The 25,608-nt window shown below is 60.5% G+C and carries 24 protein-coding genes; 14 read left to right on the forward strand and 10 right to left on the reverse strand.

Annotated elements, in window-relative coordinates; genetic code table 11:
- The 5 genes from SOR61_RS00385 to SOR61_RS00405 form a co-directional block, all read right to left on the reverse strand.
- Positions 1 to 572: hypothetical protein (locus tag SOR61_RS00385; RefSeq protein WP_407066482.1), on the reverse strand; the 572-nt coding region annotated here is incomplete at its 3' end.
- Entirely contained in the window at positions 559 to 1,446 is an 888-nt protein-coding gene (locus SOR61_RS00390) for an ABC transporter ATP-binding protein (protein ID WP_320610728.1), read from the reverse strand. The genes SOR61_RS00390 and SOR61_RS00385, both read right to left, overlap by 14 nt.
- Positions 1,437 to 2,177 carry a hypothetical protein gene (locus tag SOR61_RS00395; protein ID WP_320610729.1) on the reverse strand — a complete coding sequence of 247 codons (741 nt, stop codon included), beginning with the start codon at positions 2,175 to 2,177 and terminating at the stop codon, positions 1,437 to 1,439. Before SOR61_RS00395 ends, SOR61_RS00390 begins: the two co-directional genes overlap by 10 nt.
- A complete protein-coding gene (locus tag SOR61_RS00400; RefSeq protein WP_320610730.1) occupies positions 2,174 to 2,686 on the reverse strand; it encodes an RNA polymerase sigma factor in 513 nt (170 codons plus the stop codon). The genes SOR61_RS00395 and SOR61_RS00400 overlap by 4 nt, the downstream gene beginning before the upstream one ends.
- Positions 2,687 to 2,845: 159 nt before the next feature.
- Positions 2,846 to 3,811, reverse strand: a complete 966-nt coding sequence (locus SOR61_RS00405) for a nitronate monooxygenase (protein WP_320610731.1) — start codon at positions 3,809 to 3,811, stop codon at positions 2,846 to 2,848.
- Positions 3,812 to 4,145: 334 nt separating this feature from the next.
- On the opposite strand from SOR61_RS00405, the gene SOR61_RS00410 reads away from it, so the two are divergent.
- The 4 genes from SOR61_RS00410 to SOR61_RS00425 all read left to right on the forward strand — a co-directional run bounded on the left by SOR61_RS00410 (position 4,146) and on the right by SOR61_RS00425 (position 8,579).
- Complete coding sequence (locus SOR61_RS00410) at positions 4,146 to 4,580, forward strand: GNAT family N-acetyltransferase (protein ID WP_320610732.1); 435 nt, start codon at positions 4,146 to 4,148, stop codon at positions 4,578 to 4,580.
- Between the two features lie 160 nt (positions 4,581 to 4,740).
- Positions 4,741 to 5,646: a LysR family transcriptional regulator gene (locus SOR61_RS00415; RefSeq protein ID WP_320610733.1), complete on the forward strand. Its 906-nt coding sequence runs from the start codon at positions 4,741 to 4,743 to the stop codon at positions 5,644 to 5,646.
- 156 nt (positions 5,647 to 5,802) lie between these two features.
- Positions 5,803 to 7,287, forward strand: a complete 1,485-nt coding sequence (locus SOR61_RS00420) for an aldehyde dehydrogenase family protein (protein WP_407066483.1) — start codon at positions 5,803 to 5,805, stop codon at positions 7,285 to 7,287.
- A 134-nt stretch (positions 7,288 to 7,421) separates the two neighbouring features.
- Complete coding sequence (locus SOR61_RS00425; protein ID WP_320610734.1) at positions 7,422 to 8,579, forward strand: iron-containing alcohol dehydrogenase; 1,158 nt, start codon at positions 7,422 to 7,424, stop codon at positions 8,577 to 8,579.
- 122 nt (positions 8,580 to 8,701) lie between these two features.
- On the opposite strand, the gene SOR61_RS00430 is transcribed toward SOR61_RS00425, so the two are convergent.
- The 4 genes from SOR61_RS00430 to SOR61_RS00445 form a co-directional block, all read right to left on the reverse strand.
- Positions 8,702 to 9,601 (reverse strand): DUF2812 domain-containing protein, encoded by a 900-nt coding sequence (locus SOR61_RS00430; RefSeq protein ID WP_320610735.1) that lies wholly within the window; start codon positions 9,599 to 9,601, stop codon positions 8,702 to 8,704.
- Complete coding sequence (locus SOR61_RS00435) at positions 9,598 to 9,921, reverse strand: helix-turn-helix transcriptional regulator (protein WP_320610736.1); 324 nt, start codon at positions 9,919 to 9,921, stop codon at positions 9,598 to 9,600. The genes SOR61_RS00430 and SOR61_RS00435 overlap by 4 nt, the downstream gene beginning before the upstream one ends.
- A gap of 118 nt (positions 9,922 to 10,039) precedes the next feature.
- Positions 10,040 to 10,693, reverse strand: coding sequence for a peptidoglycan recognition family protein (locus SOR61_RS00440; protein WP_320610737.1), 654 nt, complete (start codon positions 10,691 to 10,693; stop codon positions 10,040 to 10,042).
- Positions 10,694 to 10,714: 21 nt separating this feature from the next.
- Complete coding sequence (locus SOR61_RS00445; protein WP_320610738.1) at positions 10,715 to 12,499, reverse strand: aminopeptidase P family N-terminal domain-containing protein; 1,785 nt, start codon at positions 12,497 to 12,499, stop codon at positions 10,715 to 10,717.
- Between the two features lie 231 nt (positions 12,500 to 12,730).
- Between SOR61_RS00445 and SOR61_RS00450 the strand changes: the two genes are divergently transcribed.
- The 4 genes from SOR61_RS00450 to ilvC all read left to right on the forward strand — a co-directional run bounded on the left by SOR61_RS00450 (position 12,731) and on the right by ilvC (position 17,366).
- Positions 12,731 to 13,624: a 2-dehydropantoate 2-reductase N-terminal domain-containing protein gene (locus SOR61_RS00450; RefSeq protein WP_320610739.1), complete on the forward strand. Its 894-nt coding sequence runs from the start codon at positions 12,731 to 12,733 to the stop codon at positions 13,622 to 13,624.
- 458 nt (positions 13,625 to 14,082) lie between these two features.
- Entirely contained in the window at positions 14,083 to 15,801 is a 1,719-nt protein-coding gene (gene ilvB, locus SOR61_RS00455; protein ID WP_320610741.1) for a biosynthetic-type acetolactate synthase large subunit, read from the forward strand.
- Positions 15,802 to 15,814: 13 nt separating this feature from the next.
- Positions 15,815 to 16,366 carry an acetolactate synthase small subunit gene (ilvN, locus tag SOR61_RS00460; protein WP_320610742.1) on the forward strand — a complete coding sequence of 184 codons (552 nt, stop codon included), beginning with the start codon at positions 15,815 to 15,817 and terminating at the stop codon, positions 16,364 to 16,366.
- Positions 16,347 to 17,366, forward strand: coding sequence for a ketol-acid reductoisomerase (gene ilvC, locus SOR61_RS00465; RefSeq protein WP_320610743.1), 1,020 nt, complete (start codon positions 16,347 to 16,349; stop codon positions 17,364 to 17,366). Before ilvN ends, ilvC begins: the two co-directional genes overlap by 20 nt.
- A 50-nt stretch (positions 17,367 to 17,416) precedes the next feature.
- Here ilvC and SOR61_RS00470 read toward each other — a convergent pair whose 3' ends face one another.
- The gene (locus SOR61_RS00470) at positions 17,417 to 18,115 is read right to left on the reverse strand and encodes a FadR/GntR family transcriptional regulator (RefSeq protein WP_320610744.1); all 699 of its coding nucleotides are present in this window, start codon (positions 18,113 to 18,115) and stop codon (positions 17,417 to 17,419) included.
- 130 nt (positions 18,116 to 18,245) lie between these two features.
- Here SOR61_RS00470 and ilvD point away from each other — a divergent pair, with 130 nt between their 5' ends.
- The 6 genes from ilvD to dnaK all read left to right on the forward strand — a co-directional run.
- Complete coding sequence (gene ilvD / locus SOR61_RS00475; RefSeq protein WP_320610745.1) at positions 18,246 to 19,910, forward strand: dihydroxy-acid dehydratase; 1,665 nt, start codon at positions 18,246 to 18,248, stop codon at positions 19,908 to 19,910.
- A gap of 43 nt (positions 19,911 to 19,953) precedes the next feature.
- A complete protein-coding gene (locus tag SOR61_RS00480) occupies positions 19,954 to 21,015 on the forward strand; it encodes a branched-chain amino acid aminotransferase (protein ID WP_407066484.1) in 1,062 nt (353 codons plus the stop codon).
- Between the two features lie 93 nt (positions 21,016 to 21,108).
- Positions 21,109 to 22,422, forward strand: coding sequence for an ATP-binding protein (locus SOR61_RS00485; protein ID WP_320610747.1), 1,314 nt, complete (start codon positions 21,109 to 21,111; stop codon positions 22,420 to 22,422).
- 298 nt (positions 22,423 to 22,720) lie between these two features.
- Positions 22,721 to 23,800, forward strand: a complete 1,080-nt coding sequence (gene hrcA / locus SOR61_RS00490) for a heat-inducible transcriptional repressor HrcA (RefSeq protein WP_320610748.1) — start codon at positions 22,721 to 22,723, stop codon at positions 23,798 to 23,800.
- Positions 23,797 to 24,336 carry a nucleotide exchange factor GrpE gene (grpE, locus tag SOR61_RS00495; protein WP_320610749.1) on the forward strand — a complete coding sequence of 180 codons (540 nt, stop codon included), beginning with the start codon at positions 23,797 to 23,799 and terminating at the stop codon, positions 24,334 to 24,336. The genes hrcA and grpE overlap by 4 nt, the downstream gene beginning before the upstream one ends.
- 87 nt (positions 24,337 to 24,423) lie before the next feature.
- Positions 24,424 to 25,608: molecular chaperone DnaK (gene dnaK, locus SOR61_RS00500; protein ID WP_320610750.1), on the forward strand; the 1,185-nt coding region annotated here is incomplete at its 3' end.

Here is a 25,608-nt window from a genome sequence, read left to right on the forward strand (position 1 = left end):
TCATAGAGCTGCTCCCAGCCCTTTATGTAGTCCACGGTGATGGGGGTGGGGAAGGCCTCATACCGGGCCAGGAGAAAGTTCTTTTCCGCCTGGGAAAAGTTCGTGTCTGCCTCGTCACTGAGCCAGTCCCGGAGCAGGGCCGTCCGGTTGGAATAGAACCGGGGGGCGTCCTCCGGAGTGAGGGTATTGGCGGTGAAGTAGTCATAGGAGCGGAAGGCTTCGGAGAAGGACTGGTTGAGCAGGTCCCGGATGAGCTCCAGGGCCAACTGCCGGTGGTAGGCGATCTCCTGCTGGACCAGGTCCTCCGACTGGTATTCCGGGGACTGGACCACGTCCTGGATGGCCCCAATGGACTGGCGGAGGGTTTCCTCGTCCAGGGTCCCTGCCCAGGTCTTCTGGTCGGCCCGGAGCTGGCGGACGGCGGCCAGGCCGTATTGGCTCTGGCCGGCCTCGTCCACGTATTTTACGTGGCAGGCCAGATAGGTGGTCACCCCCACCACCAGGGCCAACAGGATCAGAGCGATCCGGTTGCTGGTGCGGGAGAAGATCTTTTTCAATTCATAGCGTGTCATCGGTCTCACCTGCTCTTTCGCCAAAGTAGTAGAGGAAGAGGTCCTCCAGGGTCATAGTTTCCGGGACGGCCTCGGGGCCGGGGGACTCCTGAGAGAGAATGCGAAGCTGGGTCCCCTGGGGCAAGGACTTGAGGTTGGAGACGGGATACCGGTGAAGAAGCTCCCCGGCCTGCTCCCGGGATACGGTGCAGGTCCACACCCGGGTGGGGGCGGTGGAGAGAAGGTCCTGGGTGGTTCCCTGGTGGACCAGGGAACCGTCCTTCATCAGCAGGATCTGGTTGGCGATGTACTCCACGTCAGAGACGATGTGGGTGGACAGCAGGACCAGCCGGTCCTCCGCCAGCTCGCTGATGAGGTTGCGGAAGCGGATGCGCTCCTTGGGGTCCAGGCCGGCGGTGGGCTCGTCCAGAATGAGAATTTTGGGGTCGTTGAGCATGGCCTGGGCGATGCCCGCCCGGCGTTTCATGCCTCCGGAGAGCTTTTTCATCTTCTGCTTTCGCTCCTTGACCAGGCCAACCTGGCGGAGAAGTTCCTCTGTCCGCTCCTTGGCGGTGGCGGGGCGCAGGCCCTTGAGGGAGGCGATGTAGAGCAGATAGTCCTGAACGGAGAACTCGGGGTAGTAGCCAAACTCCTGGGGCAGATAGCCCAGCAGCCTGCGGTAGGAGGGGCCCAGGGCGAAGATGTCCTGGCCGTCCCAGGTGGCAGTGCCCGAGGTGGGGGTCAGCAGGGTGCAGAGCATCCGCATCAGAGTGGTTTTGCCGGCGCCGTTGACGCCCAGCAGGCCGTACACCCCGGTGTCCATAGTGAGGGTCAGGTTGTTTACGGCCGTGTGGTTTTGAAAGGTCTTGGTGAGACCGGTCAGTGTTAATTCCATGCGGGGGTTTCCTCCCAAATTGTTTCACAGGTGGTTTGAAGGTGATAGATGGCATAGAGGAAGTAGAGGGCCGCGCCTGCCAGCATTCCCAGCCACATGGGCAGAGAAATGAGGGCGTAGACTTTGCTGTTCAGGATCAGCAGCACCCACACCGCCGTCCAGGCCAGGCAGAGGGGGACAGCGGTGTAGAGGGCAAAGTCCTGGCGGCAGGACAGGGTCCGCAGACAGATGCAGCAAGTGACCAGGAAGGGGAGCAGGAAGTGGATGATGAGCTCCCGCACCGTGGTTTTTCCCGCCAGCAGGGCCACGGAGAAAAAGAGGGTGAGGAGCACCAGGTCCACCAGACCAAAAAGGATCATCCGGGCGGCATAGACCTGCCGCAGGGAGTAGTAGGAGGTGCACTCGATCTCCAGGGCGCCGCTGGCCCGGTTTTTCCACAGCTCCGGCAGCACCAGCACCACGAAGAGGGGGGCCAGGGTACCCATGGCCCGCTGGACCTCGGCGGTGCTGCCCGCAATCTGGAGCAGCCACCAGAGCAGCCCCAGCACCCCGGCCTGGAGGAGCCACCAGCGCTTGTGGAGGAAGCGGCTTTGCTGGCGGAGAAATTCCAGCTGGGACAGGGGGCGGGAGGCCTCCCGCCGAGGGAAGGCCCGGGTGGCGGCCAGGACGGCAGCCTGGATGGCCTCCTCCCGGGGTTGGGGAGAGGGGAGAGGGGGGATGGAAGGGTTCATAGGGGAGCCTCCTTTCGCAGATAGGCGGCCAGGTGCTCCCTGGCCTTGCGGACACGATATTTCACCAGTGGGAGCCCGATGCCCAGAATCTTGGCGATTTCCCCTTGCTTGCGCTCTTGCAGGAAGAAGAGAACGGCTACGGCCTGGAGTTCTTGGGGCAGGGACCGGAAGGCCCCCTCCAGATCCAGGCGGGTGTCCAGGTCCGTCTGCACGGGGGAGTCGGGGAGGGCGTCCAGGGGAAGCTCCTGCCGTTTCCGGTGGTGATCCTTGCAGAGGTTGCCGGCGATGACATAGAGGTAGTTGGCTGCCTTGCCATAGTGCCGGTACCGGTCCAAGGAGGAAAAGAATCGGGCGAAGACCTCCTGGGCGGCGTCTTCGGCGTAGTGGGTGTCCCGGAGGTGATAGTGGCAGTATTTTAAGATTTGGGGGTAGTACTTTCGCACAAAGGCCTCAATGGCCTCGTCGTCCCCCCGGTTCATCCGCTGGAGCAGCCGGAGATCAGGGTCCATGGGAGGGCCTCCTTTCTGGTGGAGTGAAAAGCGCTTTTCATTTAGAATAACGGTGGAAGAGGGGAAAAAGATAGCGTTTGAGAAAAATTTTTGCAAAAAGGCAAAAAAAGTTCCCCGGAAGGTTTCCGGGGACTCTTTTTGCAGTTGGGGTGGATGGGCTCACAGCATGGCGCTGACCCGCTGGTGCATCTCATAGAGCTCGGCGACCATGTCCTGGATGATCTGGGCGGCGGGCTTTACGTCGTGGATGCGGCCCAGGACCTGGCCCATGGCGATCTGGGCGGCCTGGGGATCGTCCTGTTCAAAGGCGGCCTTGGTGACGGTGCCCCGGATCATGGGGTAGAGCTCATCAAAGGTGGGACCGTGCTTCTCAAACTCGATGATATCCAGTGCCCCCTGGGTCTTCAGGGAGCGCAGGGCGTTGCGGATGCTTTGCTGGGTGAGGACGGTGTCGGTCTCTTTGGCGTTGATGACCGTCTGGCGCAGGTTAGGGCCGATGTCGGTTTCCTGGGCCATCATAAATCGAGTACCCACCATCACACCGTCCAGCCCGGCGGCCAGGGCGGCGTACATGGTCCGCCCGTCGCAAATGCCGCCGGCGCCCACCACGGGGAGGGTGCAGCGCTCGGTGGCCAGGGGCCACTGGACGATGGAGCCCACGCCAGCCATCCCCGGGTGTCCGCCCCCCTCATAGCCCACGATGCACACCGCGTCGCAGCCCACGTCCTGGGCGGTGTGGGCGAAGCGGGAGTCGGGAATCTTGTGCATGACCACGCAGCCGGCCCCCTTGAGAATGTCCATAAAGGGCTTGGGGGAGCTGCCGGCGGTCTCTACAATGCGGACCTTTTCCTCCACAATGGCCTGAAGAAAGCCCCGGATGGGGCCGTCGGGCTTGGTGTCCGGGAGCAGGGAGAGGTTCACACAGAAGGGCTTATCCGTCAGGGATTTCAGCAGCTGGATGTCCTCCTGAAAGGCCTCTGGGGTGTCGTAGGTGGTCATGTTGATGGTGCCCAGGCCTCCGGCGTTGGAGACGGCGGCGGCCAGCTTGGGCTTGGAGAGCCATTGCATGGCCCCTTGGATGATGGGGTATTCGATGCCAAACAGTTCGGTGATTCTCGTTTTCATGGTGGTCCCTCTTTGACAAAAAATTTCTTTCCCTATAGTAGCAAGTTTGACGAATCAGGTCAATGGACTTTCCGACACTTTGGGTGTTTTGTCGGGTACTTGGAAAAACAAAATGATACTTTTTTGACCGGGGACTTCCCGGGGATGGGGAAACGTGTTATCCCCGAGCCAGGAAAGAGAGACGGCCTGTAGATGGAGGATTTCCCGAAAAACCGCCCTCAAAACGGGAAAAATCTATAAAAATGAGAGAGAAACCGGCGGGAGACGTTTGACAGACCCCTATGAAAGGGCTTATAATGAAAAAACATAAGAACTGTGAAAGGAAGGATTCACTATGGAATTTAAAACCGCAACCATGGCCGACTTCGACGTGGCCTTTGACTACATCGAAAAACTGTGGACCTACAACACCTATGACAAGGAAGTCATCCGCAAGGTATACGCCGACGTGCTGGCCGATGAAAATAGCTTCGCCTTCTTCCTCATGGACGGCGACACCTATCACGGCTTCTGCCACGGCGCTTATTTTAACACCTTCTGGCTCTCCGGTATGACCTGCTACGTCTCCAGCATCATCACCAACGAGGACGAGCGGGGCAAGGGCTGCGGCATCAAGCTGATGGACCACGCCAAGGAGCTGGCCAAGGCCAGAGGCTGTAAGGCCCTGGTGCTGGACTCCGGAATGCCCCGGACCCAGGCCCACCGGTTCTACGAGATCTACGGCTTTGAAAAGAGCTGCTATGGCTTCGACTATTATCTGGAACCCTGAGAAAGACGGCTTACCTGAAAAATCGGCATCTCCAAGTTGGAGGTGCCGATTTTTTCTGCCCTTTTGTCACATGTTTTGTGACTTTTGTTCTTTACAAGAAAAGGATTCCTTATAGAATAAAAAGAAACAGACATGGAAACCCTTTGGGAAAGGAGACCGGATGAGCTTTCGCAGGATGGAGTATTTTTTGTCGGTGGCCAAGCACTTGAATTTTACCCAGGCCGCCCGGGAATGTTATGTGGCCCAGGCCGCCATCAGCCAACAGATCAAGCAGCTGGAGGAGGAGCTGGGGGTGACCCTCTTTGACCGCGGGAGCAAGGGGGTCAGCCTCACGCCGGCGGGAGCTTACTTTGCCCAACAGTGCCGGAGCATTTTGGACCAATACGAAGGTGCAGTCCGCCAGGCCCGGGCCATTGCCGACGGGGCCAAGCAGGAGCTTCGCCTGGGCATCGGCGGCCTCTATGCCCAGGACGCCTTCCCCGACTATCTCCGCCAGTACCGCCAGCGGTACCCCGACGCCTCCATTTCCCTCCAGGAACAGAGTTACAAAGCCCTTTTGGATGGCCTGCTCCGGGAAGAACTGGACGTGATTGTGCTCCCGGACTACGGGCTGCACCTGACGGAGGACCTTGAGGTTCTGGAGCTGAGGAGTGAGCAGGCTAAATTTATGACCGGACCCCACACGCCCCTGGCCGGGCGGCATTATGTTTCCCATGAGGAGCTGGCGGGCCAGACCATTTTCCACATTGAGGGAGACGATGAGGAACTGGGAGGCCAGACCCTTCCCGACTACTTTGCTCGGATTGGGCTGGGGGAAAACCCCATCCAGCGGGTGAAGACCTTGCTGGAGGCCACCATCCTGGTCCAGGCTGGCCTGGGGGTCGCGGCCCTGCCCGCGGGCATGGAGGGCAAGCTGGCCCGGGATGTGAGCATCTTTGCCATCGAGGGGGACTCCTTCCGCATCCGCACTGTGGCCCTGCGCCGGCGGGGGCCGGGAAACCAGGCGGCCCAGCACTTTTTCCAGGTGATCCGGCAGGATTTGGAGGGGACGAAGCATAAGCCATAAGTTTTGCTTATGGGCCCATCAGTTTTCGGTGTTTCCCAAACTTCGGCGGGTGTGGTATAATAATAACAGGAAGAAAAACTTCCATAAAAAGTTACGAAACCAAAAAGCAGAAGGATTTATGATAAACTTCTGAAAGAATTGAAAGGAGCGCCGATCATGAGCATCAAGCTGGACGCAAAATATGACCTTTATATCAACGGGAAATGGGTCCCTGCTTCCAATGGGAGAGTCTTCGCCACCACCAACCCCGCCACGGGCGAGAAGCTGGCGGAGTGCGCTGAAGCGACCAAGGAGGACGTAGACACCGCAGTCCAGGCCGCTTGGGCCGCTTTCCCTGCCTGGCGGGATATGGGGACGGCACAGCGGGCCGGCATCCTGGAGAAGATTGCCGATATCATTGACGAGAACGCGGAGCATCTGGCCACCGTCGAGTCTATGGACAACGGCAAGCCCATCCGGGAGACCATGGCCATCGACGTTCCCTATTCCTCCGACCACTTCCGCTATTTCGCCGGGGCCATCCGGGTGGAAGAGGGCAGCGCCTCTGTGCTGGACGGCGGCATGCTGAGTATGATCCTCCGGGAGCCCATCGGTGTCGTCGGCCAGATTGTTCCCTGGAACTTCCCCTTCCTGATGGCCGCCTGGAAGCTGGCCCCTGCTCTGGCCGCCGGCAACTGTATTGTCTTCAAGCCCTCCTCCACCACGCCTCTGAGCGTACTGGAGCTGGTCAAACTCATCGGCCATCTGCTGCCCCCCGGTGTGCTGAACGTGGTCACCGGCGGCGGTTCCCGTGCCGGCCAGTATATGCTGGACCACCCGGGCTTTCGGAAGCTGGCCTTCACCGGCTCCACCGAGGTGGGCCTGGACGTGGCCAAGGCGGCCGCCGACAAGCTCATCCCCGCTACCCTGGAGCTGGGGGGCAAGAGCGCCAACATCTACTTCGACGACTGCAAATGGGATATGGCCTTGGACGGTCTCCAACTGGGCATCCTCTTCAACCAGGGCCAGGTCTGCTGCGCCGGCTCCCGTGTCTTCGTGCAGGAGGGCATCTATGATAAGTTCGTGGAAGCTGCCATCAAGGCCTTTAACGGCGTGAAGGTGGGCAATCCTCTGGACCCCAACACCCAGATGGGCGCCCAGGTGGACCAGAACCAGATGCGGAAAATCCTCTCCTATGTGGAGCTGGCCAAGGAGGAGGGCGCTACCGTCGCCTGCGGCGGCGTAACCCACATGGAGGGCGCTTGCGCCAAGGGCTGCTTCATGAAGCCCACCCTGATCGTGGGCGCCACCAACGACATGCGGATCGCCCAGGAGGAAATCTTCGGGCCCGTAGCCGTGGTCATCAAGTTCAAGACGGAGGAAGAGGTCATCGCCATGGCCAACGACTCGGTCTACGGTCTGGGCGGCGCGGTCTGGACCCGAGACATCAACCGGGCCCTCCGGGTGGCACGGGGCGTGGAGACCGGCCGTATGTGGGTGAATACCTACAACCAGATCCCCTCCGGCGCCCCCTTCGGCGGCTACAAGCAGTCGGGCATCGGCCGGGAGACCCACAAGGTGATCCTGGAGCATTACACCCAGCAGAAGAACATTATGATTAACCTCAACGAGGGCCCCTCCGGCTTCTATCCCGCCCAGTAAGCCGGGGCGCGTCAAAGCATTCAGGGGCGGAGGGAGGAATCCCTCCGTCCTTCCGATCAAAACCATCCCAGCAAGACCACCGGCAGCCTGCCGCAAGCGGTTTTGTAGACCAGAGTCAGAAAGGAATCAAAGTTATGTCTACGTATTATTTCGTTCCAAGTAGAAACGTCTTCGGCGAAGGCTCCGTGGCGGAAACCGGCCACCTGATGCAGAGCTTAGGCGGCACCAAGGCCATGATTGTCACCGACGAATTTTTGGCGAAGAATCCCATGACCACCCGTATCCAGACCATTCTGAAGGAGGCCGGTGTGGACTCCGCTGTCTTCGGCAAGGCCGAGCCCAACCCCAAGGACACCAACGTGGTGGAGGGCGAGAAGTTCTATCACGACAACGGCTGTGACTGTATCCTTTCTCTGGGCGGCGGCTCCTCCCATGACTGCGCCAAGGGCATTGGCCTGGTGGCCAGCAACGGCGGCAAGATTGCCGACTATGAGGGTGTGGACAAGGCCCATGAGGCGCTGCCCCCTCTGGTGGCAGTGAACACCACCGCAGGCACCGCCTCTGAGATCACCCGCTTTTGTATCATCACCGATACTTCCCGGAAGGTGAAGATGTGTATTGTGGACTGGCGGGTCACCCCGGCCATCGCCATCAACGACCCCGAGCTGATGGTGGGCATGCCCCCCGCCCTGACCGCTGCCACTGGCATGGACGCCCTGACCCACGCCGTGGAAGCCTACGTCTCCACCGCCGCCAATCCCCTGACCGATGCTGCGGCCATCAAGGCCATCGACAAGATCGTCCACTATCTGCCTCAGGCCGTGGCCAACGGTGACTATATGAAGGCCCGGTCTGAAATGGCCTACGCCCAGTACCTGGCGGGCGTGGCCTTCAACAACGCCTCCCTGGGCTACGTCCACGCCATGGCCCACCAGCTGGGCGGCTTCTATAACCTGCCCCACGGGGTGTGCAACGCCATTCTGCTGCCCTACGTCCAGGAGTTTAACCTCATCGGCAACCTGGAGCGGTTTGCGGTCATCGCCAGAGCCATGGATCTGAACGTGGACGGTATGTCCCCCTTTGAGGCCGGGGAGGCCTGCGTCTACGGCCTGAAGAACTTCGGCCGCTACCTGGGCATCCCCCAAAACCTCCGGGTCCTGGGCGTGAACCCGGCGGACTTCGAGATCATGGCAGAGAACGCCATGAAGGACGCCACCGCCGCCACCAACCCCAGAAAGGCCACCAAGGAACAGATCATCCAGATCTTCCAGAAAGCTTACGACGGAGAGTAATGACAACCCTCTCTTTTCCTTTTATCCCGCCGGGGACCCACGCTGTCTGCGTGGGTCTTCGGCGTTTTTCTGAAAAAAGTGCCCTTCCGCAGAGGATGCGGAAGGGCACTTTTTGGTTGGGGTCAGAAGGCCACGCCCTGTCGGTGGAGCAGAGAAAGAAGGGCGAACAGCAGGGCGGTCATCCCAAAGGAGAGAAGAATGATCAGGACCATGGTGAGGGTCAGATTGACCTGGGCGTGGACCCGGCGGCGCTTCATCAGCACCCGGAGGCGGTACGCTGCGCCGATGATCACCAGGTAGCAGACCAGGTAGGCCAGCATATAGTACCGCAGGCCTGGGGTGGCCAGCAGAACCAGCCAGAGCAGGAAGCTGCCTGCGGCATAGAACAGCAGACAGAGAAGGAGAGTATTGTGTCCTTTGGTGGGGAGGAATTCCCCAGCTTCCCCTGCCAGCAGAGCTTTTTTCCGCCACTGGTAATAGCCCAGCAGCTCCGCCGCCAGGTAGAGGAAAAGGCACAGAAAGCAGGAGCCGGTGAGGAAATCCTTGGGCTGGGCCCACAGGTCCCAGGGGTGGGTCAGAAGGGTGTAGCAGAAGGAGCCCCCGAAGAGGAAAGAGAGGACCAGCAGGAAGAAATAAAAGGGAAGGACCCGCTTCCGGACGACCCGATGGATGGTCTCCCGTTCCAGAAGGGGGTCGGTCTCCATGGGAGTGGGCGGCTGGGCCTCCTGGTGGTAAAACACGTGGTAGAATTCATTGGAGGCGGCCAGGGTCCAGCCGTCGTGGCAGGTCAGTTCCTGAAAGGCCTCCTGGGCGGGGGTGGGTTCCGGGGCAAAGGGGGAGGAGAGGGGAAGGAAGGACACGGAAAAGCGAAGGGACTGGGGCGGGATGGCCCGATACCGCCAGCCAAAGGGGGAGATGGACTCCAGCAGCCAGCCCTTCCGGGCCATGGCTTCCAAGTGCTTTTCCATGCCGGTACGGTCGTAGAAGGAGAAGAGGGAAAACTGTCGTTTGGTTTCTTTCATGGGTTGGCCTCCTTTCCAAGGATGCGCTCATAGTCGGCGGCCAGGGCGCAGAGGCGCTGGTATTCTGCCTCCAGGGTCTCCCGGCCTTTGGGGGTGAGAAGATAGCAGCGGCGGCGGCCGGTCTCCCGGGTCAGGGAGATCATCCCCGCCTGAAGAAACTGCTCCAGCAGGTGATACAGGGTCCCGGAGCCGATGCGGACCCGGCCCTGGGTCATGGCGGGGACCAGATCCATGATCTCGGTCCCCCAGCGCTCGGATTCCAGACAGAGGAGCACATAGAACATCTGCTCGGTCAGGGTTTGAAACTTTGCCCGGGGCATGGGGCTCCCCTCCTTATCTCGAATATCGATAATTCTGATCTTATTGTATTCTCGAATATCGACAATGTCAAGAAAATAATGCCCCCTCCTGCGTGATGCGCAGAAGGGGGAGACAGGATCAGTAGTCTTTGACGTCCTGCAGGAATTGTTCCCAGGCCGCCGGATTTTCCACGAAGTACAGGGGGCAGAGCTTGCCGGTGACGTCGTAATGCCGGATGACATGCTCCCGGCCCAGGTCGAAGTGGTCGCACAGCCAGGCGGTGAGCTTGACCAGGGAGGCGTAGGAGGCGTCGGTGAACTTTCCGTTTACCTCCGGATGACAGACCTCGATGGAGATGGTGTCCAGGTTGCGCTCGTTGGTGGCGGAGGACTTCTCGCTCAGGGGGATGCACTGGATGACCTCTCCCTCCAGCCCGATAAGGAAGTGGGCGCTCACGGTGGTGTCCGGCTGGTCGAAGAAGTCGTGGTTTTGCTGGGCGGTGGTGCCGGGATTGCCCACATAATGGATGGCGATATCCTTCACGTCGGCCAGGCGTTCTCCCCGTCTGCCGGCGCCGTTGACCTGGATGAGCTGGACGTCCACCCAGCCCGGGACCCGGTCCTGGTTAAAGAGGGGACTCCTTGCCAGGAGGTTGACAATTACCCCCATGGCAACAATGACAAGGAGAAGGAGGATCAGGGGACGGAAGGGGAAAGATTGTCTTTTTTTTCGGGTGCCTGTCCGGGGTGCCTGCCGTTTTCCGGCGGCGGGACGGCGGGTGGTTGTGGGCATTTGGGACCTCCTTTGGCTTGGTCAGGGCAGAGGGCGGGTGGCTTCCCTGAGCCAGGCGGCCTCTTCCGGGGGCAGATGGGGGGCGATGGCCTCATAGACCCGGGCGTGGTAGGTGTTGAGCAGGGCGCGCTCCTGGGGACTCATCAGGGTGGGCTCCACGGCGTCCAGATCGAAGGGGGTGAGGGTGAGGGTCTCGAAGGACAGGAAGGACCCAAAGGGGGAGGGTTCCTCCTCCACGCACAGCAGCAGGTTTTCCAGCCGGATGCCGTACGCCCCGTCAAAGTAGACCCCGGGTTCATCAGAGGTGACCATGCCGGGGGCCAGAGGGGCTTCCCGGGTGGAGGCAGCGTGCCAGTGGATGCGCTGGGGGCCTTCGTGGACGCTGAGCAGGTACCCGACCCCGTGGCCGGTGCCGTGGTTAAAGTCCAGGCCCATGGCCCACAGGGGCTGTCGGGCCAGATAGTCCAGGTTGCTGCCGGTGCAGCCCTCCTTGAACAGGGCGGCAGCCAGGTTGAGGTTCCCTCGGAGAACGGCGGTGTAGCAGGCCTTCTGCTGGCTGTTCAGGGGGCCCAGGGCGTAGGTGCGGGTGCAGTCGGTGGTGCCGGTGGTGTAGTGCCCGCCGGTGTCCGCCAGCAGAAAACCTTCCGCCTGGATGGGAGCGTCGCTCTCCTCGGTGGCAGAGTAGTGCACCACTGCGCTGTGGGGACCTGCGGCCAGAATGGGATCAAAACTGGGCTGAAGATAGGTTTCGTCCTGCCGCCGGAAGTCTTCCAGGACATGGGCGGCAGAGCGCTCGGTGATGGGGGCCTTCCCTGCGTTGGTCTTGAGCCAGTACATGAAACGGGTCAGGGCAATGCCGTCGGCCAGATGGGCCTTGCGGAAGTTTGCCTGCTCCGTGGGGTTCTTTATGGCCTTCATGGCCTCAGTGGGGTTGGGACGGTCTATGACCTTCACCTTGGTGGGGATGCTGGTGAGCAGGGTGGCGTTCACCCGGCGGGTGTCCAGCATGACCGTCTGCTGGGGATGGAGCTGATTGGCGTAGCGGTAGATCTCCTCGTAGGGTCGGAGGAAGATCCCGTCCTCATCCAGCTGGTCCAGCAGGGCGGGGGAAAAGGCCGAGGGCTGGGCAAACAGATGGCAGCTCTCCTGGGTCAGGGCCAGATAGGCCAGAAAGACCGGGGTGCAGGCCACGTCGTCGCCCCGCAGGTTCAGCAGCCAGGCGATGTCCTCCAGAGAGGTGAGCAGGAGCTGGTCTGCCCCTTCTGCGGCCATGGCCTCCCGGACCCGGGCCAGCTTGTCCTGGCGGCTCTCTCCGGCCAGCTGGGTGGAGAGAGCCCACACCGGCTGGGCGGATCGGGGCGGCCGCCCCATCCAGATCTCCCCGGGCAGGTCCAGCGCCAGGTTTATCCGGGCGCCCACCTGTTTGGCGATGGTGTGATAGCGGCGGGCGGTGCGGGCGTCCACGCAGCGGCCGTCAAAGGCGAAGGTCTGGTCGGCCTGGAGGCTGCTGCGCAGAAAGGACTCCAGGGTGGGGACCCCCGGCTGGCCCATTTGCATGAGACGGATGCCGGTGCCCTCCAGCTGTTCTTCCGCCTGGAGGAAGTAGCGGCCGTCGGTCCAGAGACCGGCCCACTGGGGGAAGACCAGCAGGGTCCCGGCGGAACCGGTGAAGCCGGAAATGTATTCCCGGCAGGCAAAGTGACGCCCTACATACTCACTGCCGTGGAAATCGGCGGTGGGGATGAGGCAGGCGTCGATGGTGTGCCGGGCCATTGCGTCCCGAAGGGCCTGGAGCTGTTTGCGCATGGAACCGTCTCCTTTTATAGAAATAGTAGAAGAAATCTCTTAAAATTTGGGAAAGGAATTCTTAAAAAACAGAAAAAACGGAAGATCCTGTCGGGCATACTGGACCCAGTATAGCACGGGCGAGGGGAATTGGGAAGAGGCAGCCCGGGACGGCCTGGGGAACTTGTTTGCAGGAAAGGGATTTTGTGGTAAACTAAGGGGAAATCAGACAGACGGGAAGGAGAAAACAGCATGGAAAAGACCGTCATTGTGGGAACAGAGCCCAAGGGGCTGCTCCTGGTGGAGGCCCTGGTCCGGGCCTTTGGGCCGGACGCCGTACGGGTGACAGACAGCCCGGAGGAGATGGACCGCTGGGAAAGAGAAGGCCTGCGCTGGAACGGCGAGGCCAGCCCTCTGGTCTTCGCCCGGGAGGCGGAAGGCCCTGCGGACCTGGTGATCTTCAGCGGCCCTGCGGAGTGGACCGAGGAGGCTGCCGCCCTGGCTGCCCCCTGGGTGGAGCGGGAGACCGTGGTGCTCACCCTGGCAGAAGGAGTGGGCAGCGAGGAGCTTTTGACCCTGCGGCTTGGCCCGGACAAGATCCTCAGCGGCGTATTGCAGGACGCAGACCTGGAGCGGGAGGGCAGCGAAGTGACCTGCCGTGCCCCGGGCAGCCTCTGGTTAGGGGTGCCCCCGGAGGACTATTTTGACCGGGAAGAGAAGCTGGCTGTCCTGCTGGACTACCTGGGAAAGACCGACCTGGCCGTGGCCCGGGAGGAGGATATCTTCCACCGGAGATGGCTGGACTTCCTGAAGCATGTAGGGCCGGGGCTGGTGGGCGCCGCCTGCGGCGCAAGTTACGGGGCCATGCAGACGCCCGGCCAGACCCGGGAGACGCTGCTGGCGGCCATGAACGAGATCCGCAAGGCCGGGGCCTGCCAGGGGATCCTGGTGACCCAGAAGGAGATGCAGGGCATTTTGGAGGAAATGGCAGGCATGGACCCGGCGGGGATCCCCGCTATGGCGGGCCGGACCCGGGAGCTGCTGCAGAACGGGCGGCTGGTTTTGGGGGCCGCAGCCCACTCTGGGATGACCACACCGGTGACCGAAGAACTTTGCCAGACAATCGAGAAAAAGGAAACAAAGTGAAGGGAAGCCTGTGAGAGATTGACAAAAAGAGAGCGCGGAAAAAGTGTCAAGGCAACAATTTGCGAAAAATCGAAAAAAATGATTGACAGACCACCGGGGAAGTGCTATCGTGGGTGCAACGAAGGAAATACGCCCCGTAGGGACAGTACAGTGAGGGTCAGAACATGAACGTGTTTTTTGCCGAACTGAACAGTGTAGCTGTCAGCATTATTGGGGTACTACTCGTAGTAGTAGTACCGGAAATAATGCTAAATGTTATGTCCAGAACTGAAAAGCAACACGTGAATCCAGGAAAGGCCTTCCGATAACATCCCGCTTGTGGGGGACCTTACGAAAAAAGATTTGCGGAGAACTTACAAGCTCTTGTGGTTTTAACGTTTAGCACGGAAACCACGGAGCTTTTTTGTTACCCCAAACATTATGTATGATGGAATATCCCAAAAGGAGGAGGAAACAGCATGGAAATGACTGGTGCCAAGATCTTGATGGAATGCCTGCTGGAGCAGGAGGTCGACACGGTGTTCGGCTATCCCGGCGGCACCATCCTGAACGTTTACGATGAACTGTATCGCTACAGAGACCGGATCACCCACATCCTGACCGCCCACGAGCAGGGCGCTTCCCACGCAGCGGACGGCTACGCCCGCTCCACCGGCAAGGTGGGCGTTTGCCTGGCCACTTCCGGCCCGGGCGCCACCAACCTCACCACCGGTATCGCCACCGCTTATATGGACTCGTCCCCTGTGGTGTTCATCACCTGCAACGTCAACCAGAACCTCATCGGCAAGGACGCCTTCCAGGAGGTCGACATCACCGGCATTGCCATGCCCATCACCAAGAGCACCTATCTGGTCCGGGATGCCAGCACCCTGGCAGACATCGTGCGCGAGGCCTTTGCCCTGGCCCGCAGCGGCCGCCCCGGCCCCGTTCTCATCGACATCGTGAAGAACGTCACCGCCGAGAAGGCAGACTATGAGTACCTGCCCCGGGAGAAGCACGCAGAGTCCGGCCGCCTGGCCGGTCTGGTCCGCCGGGCCAGCACTTCCAGCCTGAAGATGCCCGAGCCCGACCAGGGGGACATCAACAAACTGGTGGATATGATCGCCCAGGCCAAGAAGCCCATGCTCATCTGCGGCGGCGGCGTGGTCCGCGGCCGGGCTCACGAAGAGTTCCGGGCCTTTGCCCGCCGGCTGGACGCCCCCGTGGCCATCACCCTCATGGGCGCCGGCGGCATCGAAGGCCGGGATCCCCTGGCCACCGGTATGATCGGTATGCACGGCTCCCGGGCCTCCAACATGGCCTGCGACGGCTGCGACCTGCTCATCGCTGTGGGCTGCCGCTTCTCTGACCGGGTGGCCCTGAAGCCCGCCACCTTCGCCCGCCAGGCCAAGATCGTCCACATCGACATCGACCGGGCAGAGATCAACAAGAACATCGAGACCGATCACCACATCATCGGCAACGCCAAGCAGGTGCTGGAGTCTCTCAACCGGAAGATCCCCCAGTATGACCACAGCGAGTGGAAGAAGTACGTCTTCTCCTTCCCCACCGAGACCGAGTACGACGAAAATACCATGGTCCTGACCCCCAAGCAGATCCTGGGCACCATCGCAGAGATCTGTCCGGACGACTCCATCGTCGCCACCGACGTGGGCCAGCACCAGATGTGGGCCATTCAGCACTTCCACTTTGACTATCCCGGCCAGCTGCTCACCTCCGGCGGCTACGGCGCCATGGGCTTCGGCCTGGGCGCTGCCATCGGCGCCAAGTTGGGCAACCCCGACAAGACCGTCATCCACATCACCGGCGACGGCTCCTTCCGCATGAACTGCAACGAGCTGTCCACCGAGGAGTTCTACAGAACTCCCGTGCTCACCTTTATCTTTAATAACCACCGCCTGGGCATGGTCCGCCAGTGGCAGGAACTGACCTACGACAAGCGTTATTTCCAGACCACCACCGACCGGGGCCCCGACTTTGTGAAGCTGGCTGAGGCCAACGGCCTCAAGGGCAAGCGGGTCAACACGGTGGAGGAACTGAAGGAAGCCATCCACGAGGCGCTGGCCGAGCAGGAGCAGGGCCGCGGCTACGTGGTGGACTGCACCATCCAGGAAGGCGAGCTGGTCCGTCCCATGGTCAATGGCGGCACCCACATCACCGAGTTCCTGGTGAATTAAGGAGGTAAGAGACATGGAAGAAGTGAAACTGCGTACTCTGTCCGTGCTTGTGGACAATGAAGCGGGCGTTCTGTCCCAGATCTCCCGTCTGTTCTCCCGTAAGGGCTTCAACGTGGAGTCTCTGGCTGTAGGTGCGACCGATAATCCCGCCATCTCCCGTATGACCATTGAGGTCCTGGCCAACGACAACCACACCAACCTCATCTGCAACCAGCTGGCCAAGATGGTCCCGGTCCACTCGGTGAAGCTGCTGGTGCCTGAGCACTCCATCCGCCGGGAGCTGGTGCTCTATAAGGTTCTCGCCAAGACCAGCGAGGACAAGAACGAGATCATTCAAATCGCAAACATTTTCCGGGGCGCTATCATCGATGTCTCCAAGGAGACCCTGACCCTCTCCCTCATCGGCGACGAGAAAAAGACCGACGCCGTGCAGGAACTGCTGGAGGGTTTCGGCATCGTGGAGCTGGTCCGCACGGGTATGATCGCTCTGGAACGTGGAAAATATACCATTGACGAGGATACCAAGGAAAAAGGAGAATTCAATTATGGCAAAAATGTATTATGAGAAGGACTGTGATTTAAACCAGTTGAACGGCAAGAAGATCGCCATCGTCGGCTATGGCTCTCAGGGCCATGCCCACGCGCTGAACCTCCGGGACTCCGGTTGTGATGTTATCATCGGCCTGCGTCAGGGCGGCAAGTCCTGGCCTGTGGCAGAGAAGGACGGCTTCCAGGTCTACACCGTAGCCGAAGCCACCAAGCTGGCTGACATCATCATGATCCTCATTAACGACGAGAGCCAGGCAGATATGTATGCCAAGGCCATCGCCCCCAACCTCACCGCCGGCAAGGCCATCGCCTTTGCTCACGGCTTCAACATCCGTTATCAGCAGATCAAGCCCCCCGCAGACGTGGACGTGTTCATGGCTGCTCCCAAGGGTCCCGGCCACACCGTCCGCAGCCAGTACGTGGCAGGCAAGGGCGTGCCCTGCCTGATCGCCGTGGAGCAGAACGCCACCGGCAAGGCTTATGACATCGGCCTGGCTTACATCGCCGGCATCGGCGGCGCCCGCGCCGGTATCATGGAGACCACCTTCCACGACGAGACCGAGACCGACCTGTTCGGCGAGCAGGCTGTTCTGTGCGGCGGCGTGGTGGAGCTCATGAAGCTGGGCTTCGAGACCCTGGTGGAAGCTGGCTACGAGCCCGAGAACGCTTACTTCGAGTGCATCCACGAGATGAAGCTCATCATCGACCTCATCAACAAGGGCGGCGTGGCTATGATGAACTACTCCATCTCCGACACCGCTGAGTACGGCGAGTATGTCTCCGGCAGCCGCATCCTGCCCTATGAGCAGACCAAGGCCAACATGAAGGCTGTGCTCAACGACATCCAGGACGGCACCTTCGCCGGCAAGTGGATCGCTGAGAACAAGAACGGCCGTACCTTCTTCAACTCCAAGCGCGCCATGCTGGCCAAGCATCCCATGGAGACCGTGGGCGCTGAGCTGCGCAAGAACATGCTGTGGGGCGACGACGCAGACCCCGACACCGCTTCCAACTGATCCTGGAAGAGGCCAACCAAGAAAAGGAAAAGCGCTTCTGGCCAAGCTGGTCAGAAGCGCTTTTTTTCTTTGGTCTCGTTGAGACCCATCACGTCGATGGAGTGGTGCATATGGATAGCCATGGCGTGCTCGGCTCCGGCGGCGTCGCCCTTGCGGAAGAAATCCATGAGCAGGGCGTGGTCCCTTCGGGTATCCTCTGCCAGCTGATCCTTGTGGCGGCCGCTCACCACTGCGGTGGCCACCGCCTGGTTGATCATGGGCAGCAGCCGCATCATGAATTCGTTGTGGGTGGCCCGGACGATGGCGGCGTGGAATTCCCGGTCGGCTTCCGTGCGGTCCTCGCCCCGCTGGATGCACTGGTCCACCGCCTGGCCCCGGGCCAGGATCTCTGCCATTTCCTCCGGGGTGGCCCGCTGGCAGGCCAGCCGGGCAGCGCTGGGCTCAAAGATCTGCCGGAGCTCAAAGAGGTCCCGCAGCTGGCCGTGGACCTGTTCCAGATCGGAAAAGCCGTAGTCGTTGATGTGTTCCACGTGGGGGGAGACGAAGGCACCCCGGCCCCGGTGGACCTCCAGGACGTGCCGGGAGGCCAGGGCGTGGATGGCTTCCCGCAAGGTGGTTCGGCTGACCCCCAGCTCCCGGGCCAGCTCGACCTCGCTGGGGAGCTTCTCCCCGGGAGGAAAGCGCCGCTCTACCACCACCATGGTGTACAGACGCTGGGCGGTTTGTTGAGACAGACTTTGTTTTTCCATGAAAGCCTCCTGATTTTGTTCTTGCTGCAGGGGATTTTTTCTTGACATCTTATGGTCTATCATATAATATATAGCCAGACAATTCAAGTGTAGTCATACAACTTTTTTCGTTTATAAGGAGGTTTCCCTCATGCGTTCCGATCAGATCAAAAAGGGCGTGGAGCGCGCCCCCAACCGTTCCCTGCTCTATGCCCTGGGATACACCGAAGAAGAACTCAACCGCCCTCTGGTGGGCGTGGTCAGCTCCTGGAACGAGATCGTTCCCGGCCATATGAACCTGGATAAGATCGTGGAAGCCGTGAAGGCCGGCATTCGTGCCGCCGGCGGCACCCCGGTGGTTTTCCCTGCCATCGCCGTGTGCGACGGCATCGCCATGGGCCACGTGGGCATGAAATACTCCCTGGTTACCCGGGACCTGATTGCCGACTCCACCGAGGCCATGGTCACCGCCCATCAGTTTGACGGCCTGGTGATGGTCCCCAACTGCGACAAGAACGTGCCCGGCCTGCTCATGGCCGCCGCCCGTCTCAACATTCCCACCATCTTCTGTTCCGGCGGGCCCATGCTGGCCGGCCGTCTGAACGATGGCCGCCGCACCTGCCTGAGCCATATGTTTGAGGCCGTAGGCGCTTACCACGCTGGAGCTCTGGACGAGGCCGGAGTGCGGGAGTACGAGGAGAACGCCTGCCCCAGCTGCGGCTCCTGCTCCGGTATGTACACTGCCAACTCCATGAACTGTCTCACCGAGGCCATTGGCCTGGCTCTGCCCGGCAACGGCACCATTCCTGCCCCCTATTCTGCCCGGATCCGTCTGGCCAAGCACGCAGGCATGAAGATCATGGAGCTCATCGAAAAGGACATCCGTCCCAGAGATATCCTTACCCCCGCCGCTTTCCACAATGCGGAGACCGTGGATATGGCCCTGGGCTGCTCCACCAACACCATGCTCCATCTGCCCGCCATCGCCCATGAGGCTGGGGTGACCCTGGACCTGAACGCTGCCAACGCCATCAGCGCCAAGACTCCCAACCTGTGCCACCTGGCTCCGGCTGGCGATATCTTCATGGAGGACCTGGAGCGGGCAGGCGGTGTGTACGCGGTGATGAAGGAACTCACCAAGAAGAACCTGCTGGACACCAGCCTTATCACTGCCACCGGCAAGACCGTGGCCGAGAACCTGGAAGGCGTGGAGAACCGGGACCCCGAGATCATCCGGCCCCTGGAAAATCCCTACTCCCAGAGCGGCGGCATCGCCGTGCTCCGGGGCAACCTGGCCCAGGACGGCTGCGTGGTCAAGCAGTCCGCTGTGGCCTCTGAGATGATGGTCCACCGTGGTCCCGCCCGGGTGTACAACTCCGAGGAGGAGGCCATTGCGGACATCTACGCCAAGAAGATCAACCCCGGCGACGTGGTGGTCATCCGCTATGAAGGCCCCAAGGGCGGCCCGGGTATGCGGGAGATGCTCAACCCCACCTCCGCCATCTGCGGCATGGGCCTGGGTGAGTCCGTGGCCCTCATCACCGACGGCCGATTCTCCGGCGCCACCCGCGGCGCCTCCATCGGCCACGTGAGCCCCGAGGCCGCTGCCGGCGGCACCATCGGTCTGGTGGAGGAAGGGGACATGATCGCCATCGACATCCCCAACTGCTCCATCACCCTGGAGGTTTCGGACGAGGAACTGGCCAAGCGGAAGGCTGCCTGGGTCTGTCCCGAACCCAAGGTAAAGACCGGCTATCTGGCCCGGTACGCCAAGATGGTCACCTCCGCCGACAAGGGCGCAATTTTGGGTTTTTGATCCCCGTTGGAAGAGAATATAGAAAGGAAGCGCATTGACAATGCTGGATATCAAGATCACCAAGACCACCACCCCCAAGGAAAAGCCCCAGGGTAAACTGGGCTTCGGCCGGATCTTCACCGACCACATGTTCGTTATGGACTACACCAGAGGCAAGGGCTGGCATGATCCCCGGATCGTACCCTATGAGGACATCACCCTCTCTCCCGCCAGCATGGTGTTCCATTACGGCCAGGAGATGTTCGAGGGCCTGAAGGCCTATCGGGGTGCTGACGGCAAGGCTTACCTGTTCCGCCCTGATATGAACGGCAAGCGGACCAACGACACCAACGACCGTCTCTGCATTCCTCAGCTGCCCGTAGAGGACTTTGTCCAGGCCGTGAAGGCTGTGGTGGAAGTGGACCAGGACTGGATCCCCACCGATCCGGGCACCTCTCTGTATATCCGTCCCTTCATCATCGCCACCGAGCCCTTCCTGGGGGTGGATGTGTCGGAGACCTTCCTGTTCATGATCATTCTCTCTCCCTCCGGGGCTTACTATGAAAACGGCCTGGAGCCGGTGGGCATCTGGATCGAGGACGACTACGTCCGGGCTGTCCGGGGCGGCATGGGCTTTGCCAAGACCGGCGGCAACTACGCTGCCTCCCTGGCTGCCCAGGTGAAGGCCCATGACGACGGCTACTCCCAGGTCCTCTGGCTGGACGGCGTGGAGCGGAAGTACATTGAAGAGGTGGGCGCTATGAACATCTTCTTCAAGATCGACGGCAAGGTGGTCACCCCCATGCTCAACGGCAGCATCCTGCCGGGTATCACCCGGAACTCTGTTCTGGAGCTGTGCCGCAGCTGGGGCCTGCCCACGGAAGAGCGTCGGATCTCCGTGGACGAACTCCTCCAGGCCCAGAAGGAGGGCAAGCTGGAAGAGGTGTTCGGCACCGGTACCGCTGCGGTCATCTCCCCCGTGGGCAAGCTGCGCTACAAGGATGACGTAATGGTCATCGGCGACGGCAAGATCGGGGAACTGAGCCAGAAGCTCTACGACACCGTGACCGGCATCCAGCTGGGCACCCTGGAAGACACCTTCGGCTGGAGAGTGCCCGTAGAGTAAGTCTCTGGGCTGCCTACATTATAATATAAGGTAGGAGCCGGCTGCCTCAGGCGGCCGGCTCTTTTCTTTGCGAAACCAAGGGAAGTAATCACCATGGATCAACAGGTTGCCCGTCTGCTGCTGTACGGAGATCTGGGTGCGGACAGCATTCTGATGAAGCTGGCCAAGTTGTTTCAGGACTGGAAGGGGAACAGCTGCCCCCGCCAGACCCTCATTCGAGGGATCTACGACCAGGTGAAGCGGCTGCTGGACCTGGCCACCGACTACGGGTTTGACGAAAACCTGTGGCAGAACTATCTGACCTTTCTTCTCATGACCAATGAGAATTCCTTCAGTCTCATCACCGAGCGGGTGGGGGCCCTGGACGGGTCTGTGAACCACTTTGCGAAAAACGATTTCCGGGTGTTCCAAGCCCTCTTCCACTATGACTTCACCGCCATTGAGGCAGACCTGGGCATTGACTGCTTTACCACCCTGTGCCATTACAAGGCCATCTACAAGCATGAGCGGCGGTACAACAAGAGCGTCAGCGAGAAGGTACGGGACCTGAGCCGCCGTCTGGCCCAGGCGGAGGATGAAGAGACCTTCTTTACCTTGATCACCGAGCATTATCGTCAGTACGGCGTGGGCCTGATCGGCCTGAACAAGGCCTTCCGCATCCAGTCCGGCCCCAAGGGGGTCAGTCTTTTGCCCATCTACAACACGGACAAAGTGATGCTCAAGGATCTGGTGGGATATGAGGAGCAGAAAGCCCAGCTGCGGCGGAACACCGAGGCCTTCCTGGCAGGGCGAAGCAGCAACAACGCCCTGCTGTACGGAGACGCCGGAACCGGAAAGTCCTCCAGTGTCAAGGCACTCATCAACGAGTACTATGACCAGGGCCTGCGGATGATCGAGATCTACAAGCACCAGTTCCGGGATCTGTCGGCGGTGATTGCCCAGGTGAAGAACCGGAACTATCGGTTTATTATCTTCATTGACGACCTCTCCTTTGAGGAGAACGAGGTGGAATATAAGTTCCTGAAAGCGGTCATCGAGGGCGGCGTGGAGACCAAGCCGGACAACGTGCTGCTCTATGCCACCTCCAACCGGCGCAACCTCATCCGGGAGACCTGGAAGGATCGGGGAGATATGGAGCACGAGAACGACGTGCACCGTTCCGACACCCTGGAGGAAAAGCTCTCCCTGTCGGCCCGGTTCGGCACGCGCATCCACTACTCCATCCCCAACCGGACCCAGTTCCAGGAGATCGTCCGGTCTCTGGCCCGGCGGCAGGGGCTGGAGGTACCGGAAGAGGTCCTCATGGCCGAGGCCAACAAGTGGGAGCTGCGGCACGGCGGGGTATCCGGCCGGACCGCCCAGCAGTTTATCAATGATATGGCAGGGGCAACCCCGGAAAAGGGGTGAGCCCCAGGCCCTGTGGGAGCGCCCACGGACAGGAAAGCGGCAGCATTTCGTCCGTAGGCGCTTCTTTCTCTGCCAGATTTCGGGTCAAATTTGGCAGTCTGTCCCTGGCGGTGCAAAGATTGCACGAAAACCAGCAGGGAGTTTGGGGAAAACTATGGAAAACACAAAAAGTTTACAAAGTGACAGGGATATTTATTCTGGAACCCTTGACATTCCGGGGGCAAAGTGCTACATTAGCTTTAGCACTCAGGGGCACTGAGTGCTAAAGCATGCAGGCAAGGCCAAAGGAGGCCAGAAGATGGAACTATCGGAGCGAAAGAAACAGATCCTTCGCGCGGTCGTGGAAAACTACATACAGACCGCGGAACCTGTGGGCTCCAAAGCCATTGTGGCCAGCGCGGGACTGAGCGTTTCCTCCGCCACCATCCGCAACGAGATGGCAGAGCTGGAGAACTTAGGCCTTCTGGAGCAGCCCCACACCTCCTCCGGGCGGATCCCCTCTCCCCGAGGATACCGGCTCTACGTGAACGAGCTCATGGAAGAGCACCGGCTGACCATGCAGGAGACCCAGAAAATCAACGAAGCCCTTCACCTGAAGATCCGGGAGATGGACCAGGTGATGACCGAAGCCGGGAAGATCATTTCCCAGCTCACCAAATACCCCACCTTTTCCCTGACCAAGGGAACCAGGAAAGCGGTCATTACCCGCTTTGACCTGCTGATGGTTGAGCAGACCGCCTTCATTGCGGTGCTCATGACCGACACCCAGCTGGTGCGCAACAAGCTGTTCCGGCTGCCCACGGAGCTGTCGGACACCCAGCTGCAGCTGCTGGGAACCCTGCTCAACACTTCCTTCACCGGGCTGACCCTGGAGGAGCTCACACCGGAGCTCATGCGGGTGGCCGCCCACGCGGCCGGAGAGGCCTACGGACTCATCAGTCTCGTGGTGTCCTTCGCCATGGAGGTGCTGGAAGAGCTGGAGAGCAACGTGGTGCACACCGCGGGCATCCCCAACCTGCTGGCCCACCCGGAGTACCAGAGTCTGGAACGGGCGGAGCCCCTGATGAACTTCCTGTCCGAGCTGGGCGACGGCGGAAACCTGCCGGTGGTCCAGGGGGAGAATGTAAAAATCCTCATCGGGCCGGAAAACGTGGCTGATGAACTGAAAGACTCCAGCGTCATCATGGCCAGCTACGACATCGGCGGGGGAATGCAGGGTGTCATCGGCGTGGTGGGACCCACAAGAATGGATTACGCAGATCTGGCAGCCCGCCTGTCCTACTTTGCAGAAGGGCTGTCCCGGATGTTTGGCAAGGGAGAGATCCCGCCCCCGGCGGGGGAGGCTCCCACGGATAAAGGAGGCAATGGGACACAATGAGTAAGAAAGATAACGATCAGACCATTCCCGAGTCCACCCAGGAGACCCCTGAGGAAGCAGTGACGCAGGAAAGCGCAGAGGAGCAGGCTCCCCAGCCCACCGAAGAGGAAACCTTGAAGGCAGCCCTTCGGGAGCAGGAAGACAAGTATCTCCGTCTGCTGGCTGAATATGATAACTACCGGAAGAGAAGCCAGAAGGAAAAAGAGAACGCCTGGAGTTCTGCCAAGGCGGACACGGCCAAGGAATTCCTTCCGGTGTACGATAACCTGGAGCGGGCCCTGAAGCAGGAGACGGCCGACGAGGCCTATGCCAAGGGTGTCGAGATGATCATGACCCAGCTGAAGACCGTGCTGGAAAAGCTGGGCATCCAGGAGATCCCCGCCCAGGGCGAGACCTTCGACCCCAACGTGCACAACGCTGTGATGCATGTGGACGATGAGTCTCTGGGAGAAAACGTGGTGGCCGAAGTCTTCCAGGCTGGTTTCCAGATGGGCGACAAGGTGATCCGCCACGCCATGGTTAAGGTGGCCAACTAGTCGTTGGCCCGTGACCCGGGAAGAGACTCCCACTTCACTATTTTGTAAACAACAACCCATTTGTTCTTGATAAGGAGGAACTTTGTTATGTCTAAAATCATTGGTATCGACCTTGGTACAACCAATTCCTGTGTTTCTGTTATGGAAGGCGGCGAGGCTGTCGTCATCCCCAACGCCGAAGGCAACCGCACCACCCCTTCTATCGTGGCCTTCTCTAAGGACGGCGAGCGTATGGTGGGCCAGGTGGCAAAGCGTCAGGCCATCACCAACCCCGACCGTACCGCCATCTCCATTAAGCGTGAGATGGGTTCCAACTATAAAGTAAACATCGACGGCAAGGCTTACACCCCCCAGGAGATCTCCGCTATGATCCTCCAGAAGCTGAAGGCAGACGCTGAGGCTTACCTGGGCACCACCGTGAGCGAAGCAGTCATCACCGTTCCCGCTTACTTCACCGACGCACAGCGTCAGGCTACCAAGGACGCCGGTAAGATCGCCGGCCTGGAAGTCAAGAGAATCATCAACGAGCCCACCGCAGCTGCTCTGGCTTACGGTGTGGATAAGGAATCCGACCAGAAGATCATGGTCTACGACCTGGGCGGCGGCACCTTCGACGTGTCCGTGCTGGAGATCGGCGACGGCGTCATCGAGGTTCTGGCTACCGCTGGCAACAACCGTCTGGGCGGCGACGACTTCGATAAGTGCATCATGGACTGGATGGTGGCTGAGTTCAAGAAGGCCGAGGGCATTGACCTGAGCGCCGACAAGGTCGCGATGCAGCGCCTGAAGGAAGCGGCTGAAAAGGCAAAGATCGAGCTGTCCGGCGTGACCACTTCTGCCATCAACCTGCCCTATATCACTGCTGACGCGACCGGCCCCAAGCACCTGGACCTGACCCTGAGCCGCGCTAAGTTCAACGAACTGACCGCACACCTGGTGGAGGCCACCATGGGCCCCGTCCGTCAGGCTATGTCCGACGCCGGCCTGCAGTCCTCTGACCTGTCCAAGGTCCTGCTGGTAGGCGGCTCCAGCCGTATCCCCGCTGTGCAGGAAGCCGTGAAGAAGATCACCGGCCAGGAAGGCTTCAAGGGCATCAACCCCGACGAGTGCGTGGCCATGGGCGCAGCCCTGCAGGGCGGCGTGCTGGTGGGCGACGTGAAGGGCCTGCTGCTGCTGGACGTTACCCCCCTGTCCCTGGGCATTGAGACCATGGGCGGCATCAACACCAAGCTCATCGAGCGCAACACCACCATCCCCGCTAAGAAGAGCCAG

The organism is Evtepia sp. (assembly GCF_034090835.1).
GTDB lineage: Bacteria > Bacillota > Clostridia > Oscillospirales > Oscillospiraceae > Evtepia.

Bases quoted from the DNA above. Each gene is read 5' to 3' on its own strand.
- SOR61_RS00445 (WP_320610738.1), bottom strand. From the start codon at position 12,499: ATGCGCAAACAGCTCCAGGCCCTTCGGGACGCAATGGCCCGGCACACC.
- hrcA (WP_320610748.1), top strand. From the start codon at position 22,721: ATGGAACTATCGGAGCGAAAGAAACAGATCCTTCGCGCGGTCGTGGAA.
- ilvD (WP_320610745.1), top strand. From the start codon at position 18,246: ATGCGTTCCGATCAGATCAAAAAGGGCGTGGAGCGCGCCCCCAACCGT.
- ilvN (WP_320610742.1), top strand. From the start codon at position 15,815: ATGGAAGAAGTGAAACTGCGTACTCTGTCCGTGCTTGTGGACAATGAA.
- SOR61_RS00400 (WP_320610730.1), bottom strand. From the start codon at position 2,686: ATGGACCCTGATCTCCGGCTGCTCCAGCGGATGAACCGGGGGGACGAC.
- SOR61_RS00435 (WP_320610736.1), bottom strand. From the start codon at position 9,921: ATGCCCCGGGCAAAGTTTCAAACCCTGACCGAGCAGATGTTCTATGTG.
- SOR61_RS00440 (WP_320610737.1), bottom strand. From the start codon at position 10,693: ATGCCCACAACCACCCGCCGTCCCGCCGCCGGAAAACGGCAGGCACCC.
- SOR61_RS00395 (WP_320610729.1), bottom strand. From the start codon at position 2,177: ATGAACCCTTCCATCCCCCCTCTCCCCTCTCCCCAACCCCGGGAGGAG.
- ilvC (WP_320610743.1), top strand. From the start codon at position 16,347: ATGGCAAAAATGTATTATGAGAAGGACTGTGATTTAAACCAGTTGAAC.
- SOR61_RS00485 (WP_320610747.1), top strand. From the start codon at position 21,109: ATGGATCAACAGGTTGCCCGTCTGCTGCTGTACGGAGATCTGGGTGCG.
- SOR61_RS00450 (WP_320610739.1), top strand. From the start codon at position 12,731: ATGGAAAAGACCGTCATTGTGGGAACAGAGCCCAAGGGGCTGCTCCTG.
- SOR61_RS00425 (WP_320610734.1), top strand. From the start codon at position 7,422: ATGTCTACGTATTATTTCGTTCCAAGTAGAAACGTCTTCGGCGAAGGC.
- SOR61_RS00415 (WP_320610733.1), top strand. From the start codon at position 4,741: ATGAGCTTTCGCAGGATGGAGTATTTTTTGTCGGTGGCCAAGCACTTG.
- SOR61_RS00390 (WP_320610728.1), bottom strand. From the start codon at position 1,446: ATGGAATTAACACTGACCGGTCTCACCAAGACCTTTCAAAACCACACG.
- SOR61_RS00470 (WP_320610744.1), bottom strand. From the start codon at position 18,115: ATGGAAAAACAAAGTCTGTCTCAACAAACCGCCCAGCGTCTGTACACC.
- SOR61_RS00405 (WP_320610731.1), bottom strand. From the start codon at position 3,811: ATGAAAACGAGAATCACCGAACTGTTTGGCATCGAATACCCCATCATC.
- SOR61_RS00430 (WP_320610735.1), bottom strand. From the start codon at position 9,601: ATGAAAGAAACCAAACGACAGTTTTCCCTCTTCTCCTTCTACGACCGT.
- ilvB (WP_320610741.1), top strand. From the start codon at position 14,083: ATGGAAATGACTGGTGCCAAGATCTTGATGGAATGCCTGCTGGAGCAG.
- SOR61_RS00420 (WP_407066483.1), top strand. From the start codon at position 5,803: ATGAGCATCAAGCTGGACGCAAAATATGACCTTTATATCAACGGGAAA.
- SOR61_RS00410 (WP_320610732.1), top strand. From the start codon at position 4,146: ATGGAATTTAAAACCGCAACCATGGCCGACTTCGACGTGGCCTTTGAC.
- grpE (WP_320610749.1), top strand. From the start codon at position 23,797: ATGAGTAAGAAAGATAACGATCAGACCATTCCCGAGTCCACCCAGGAG.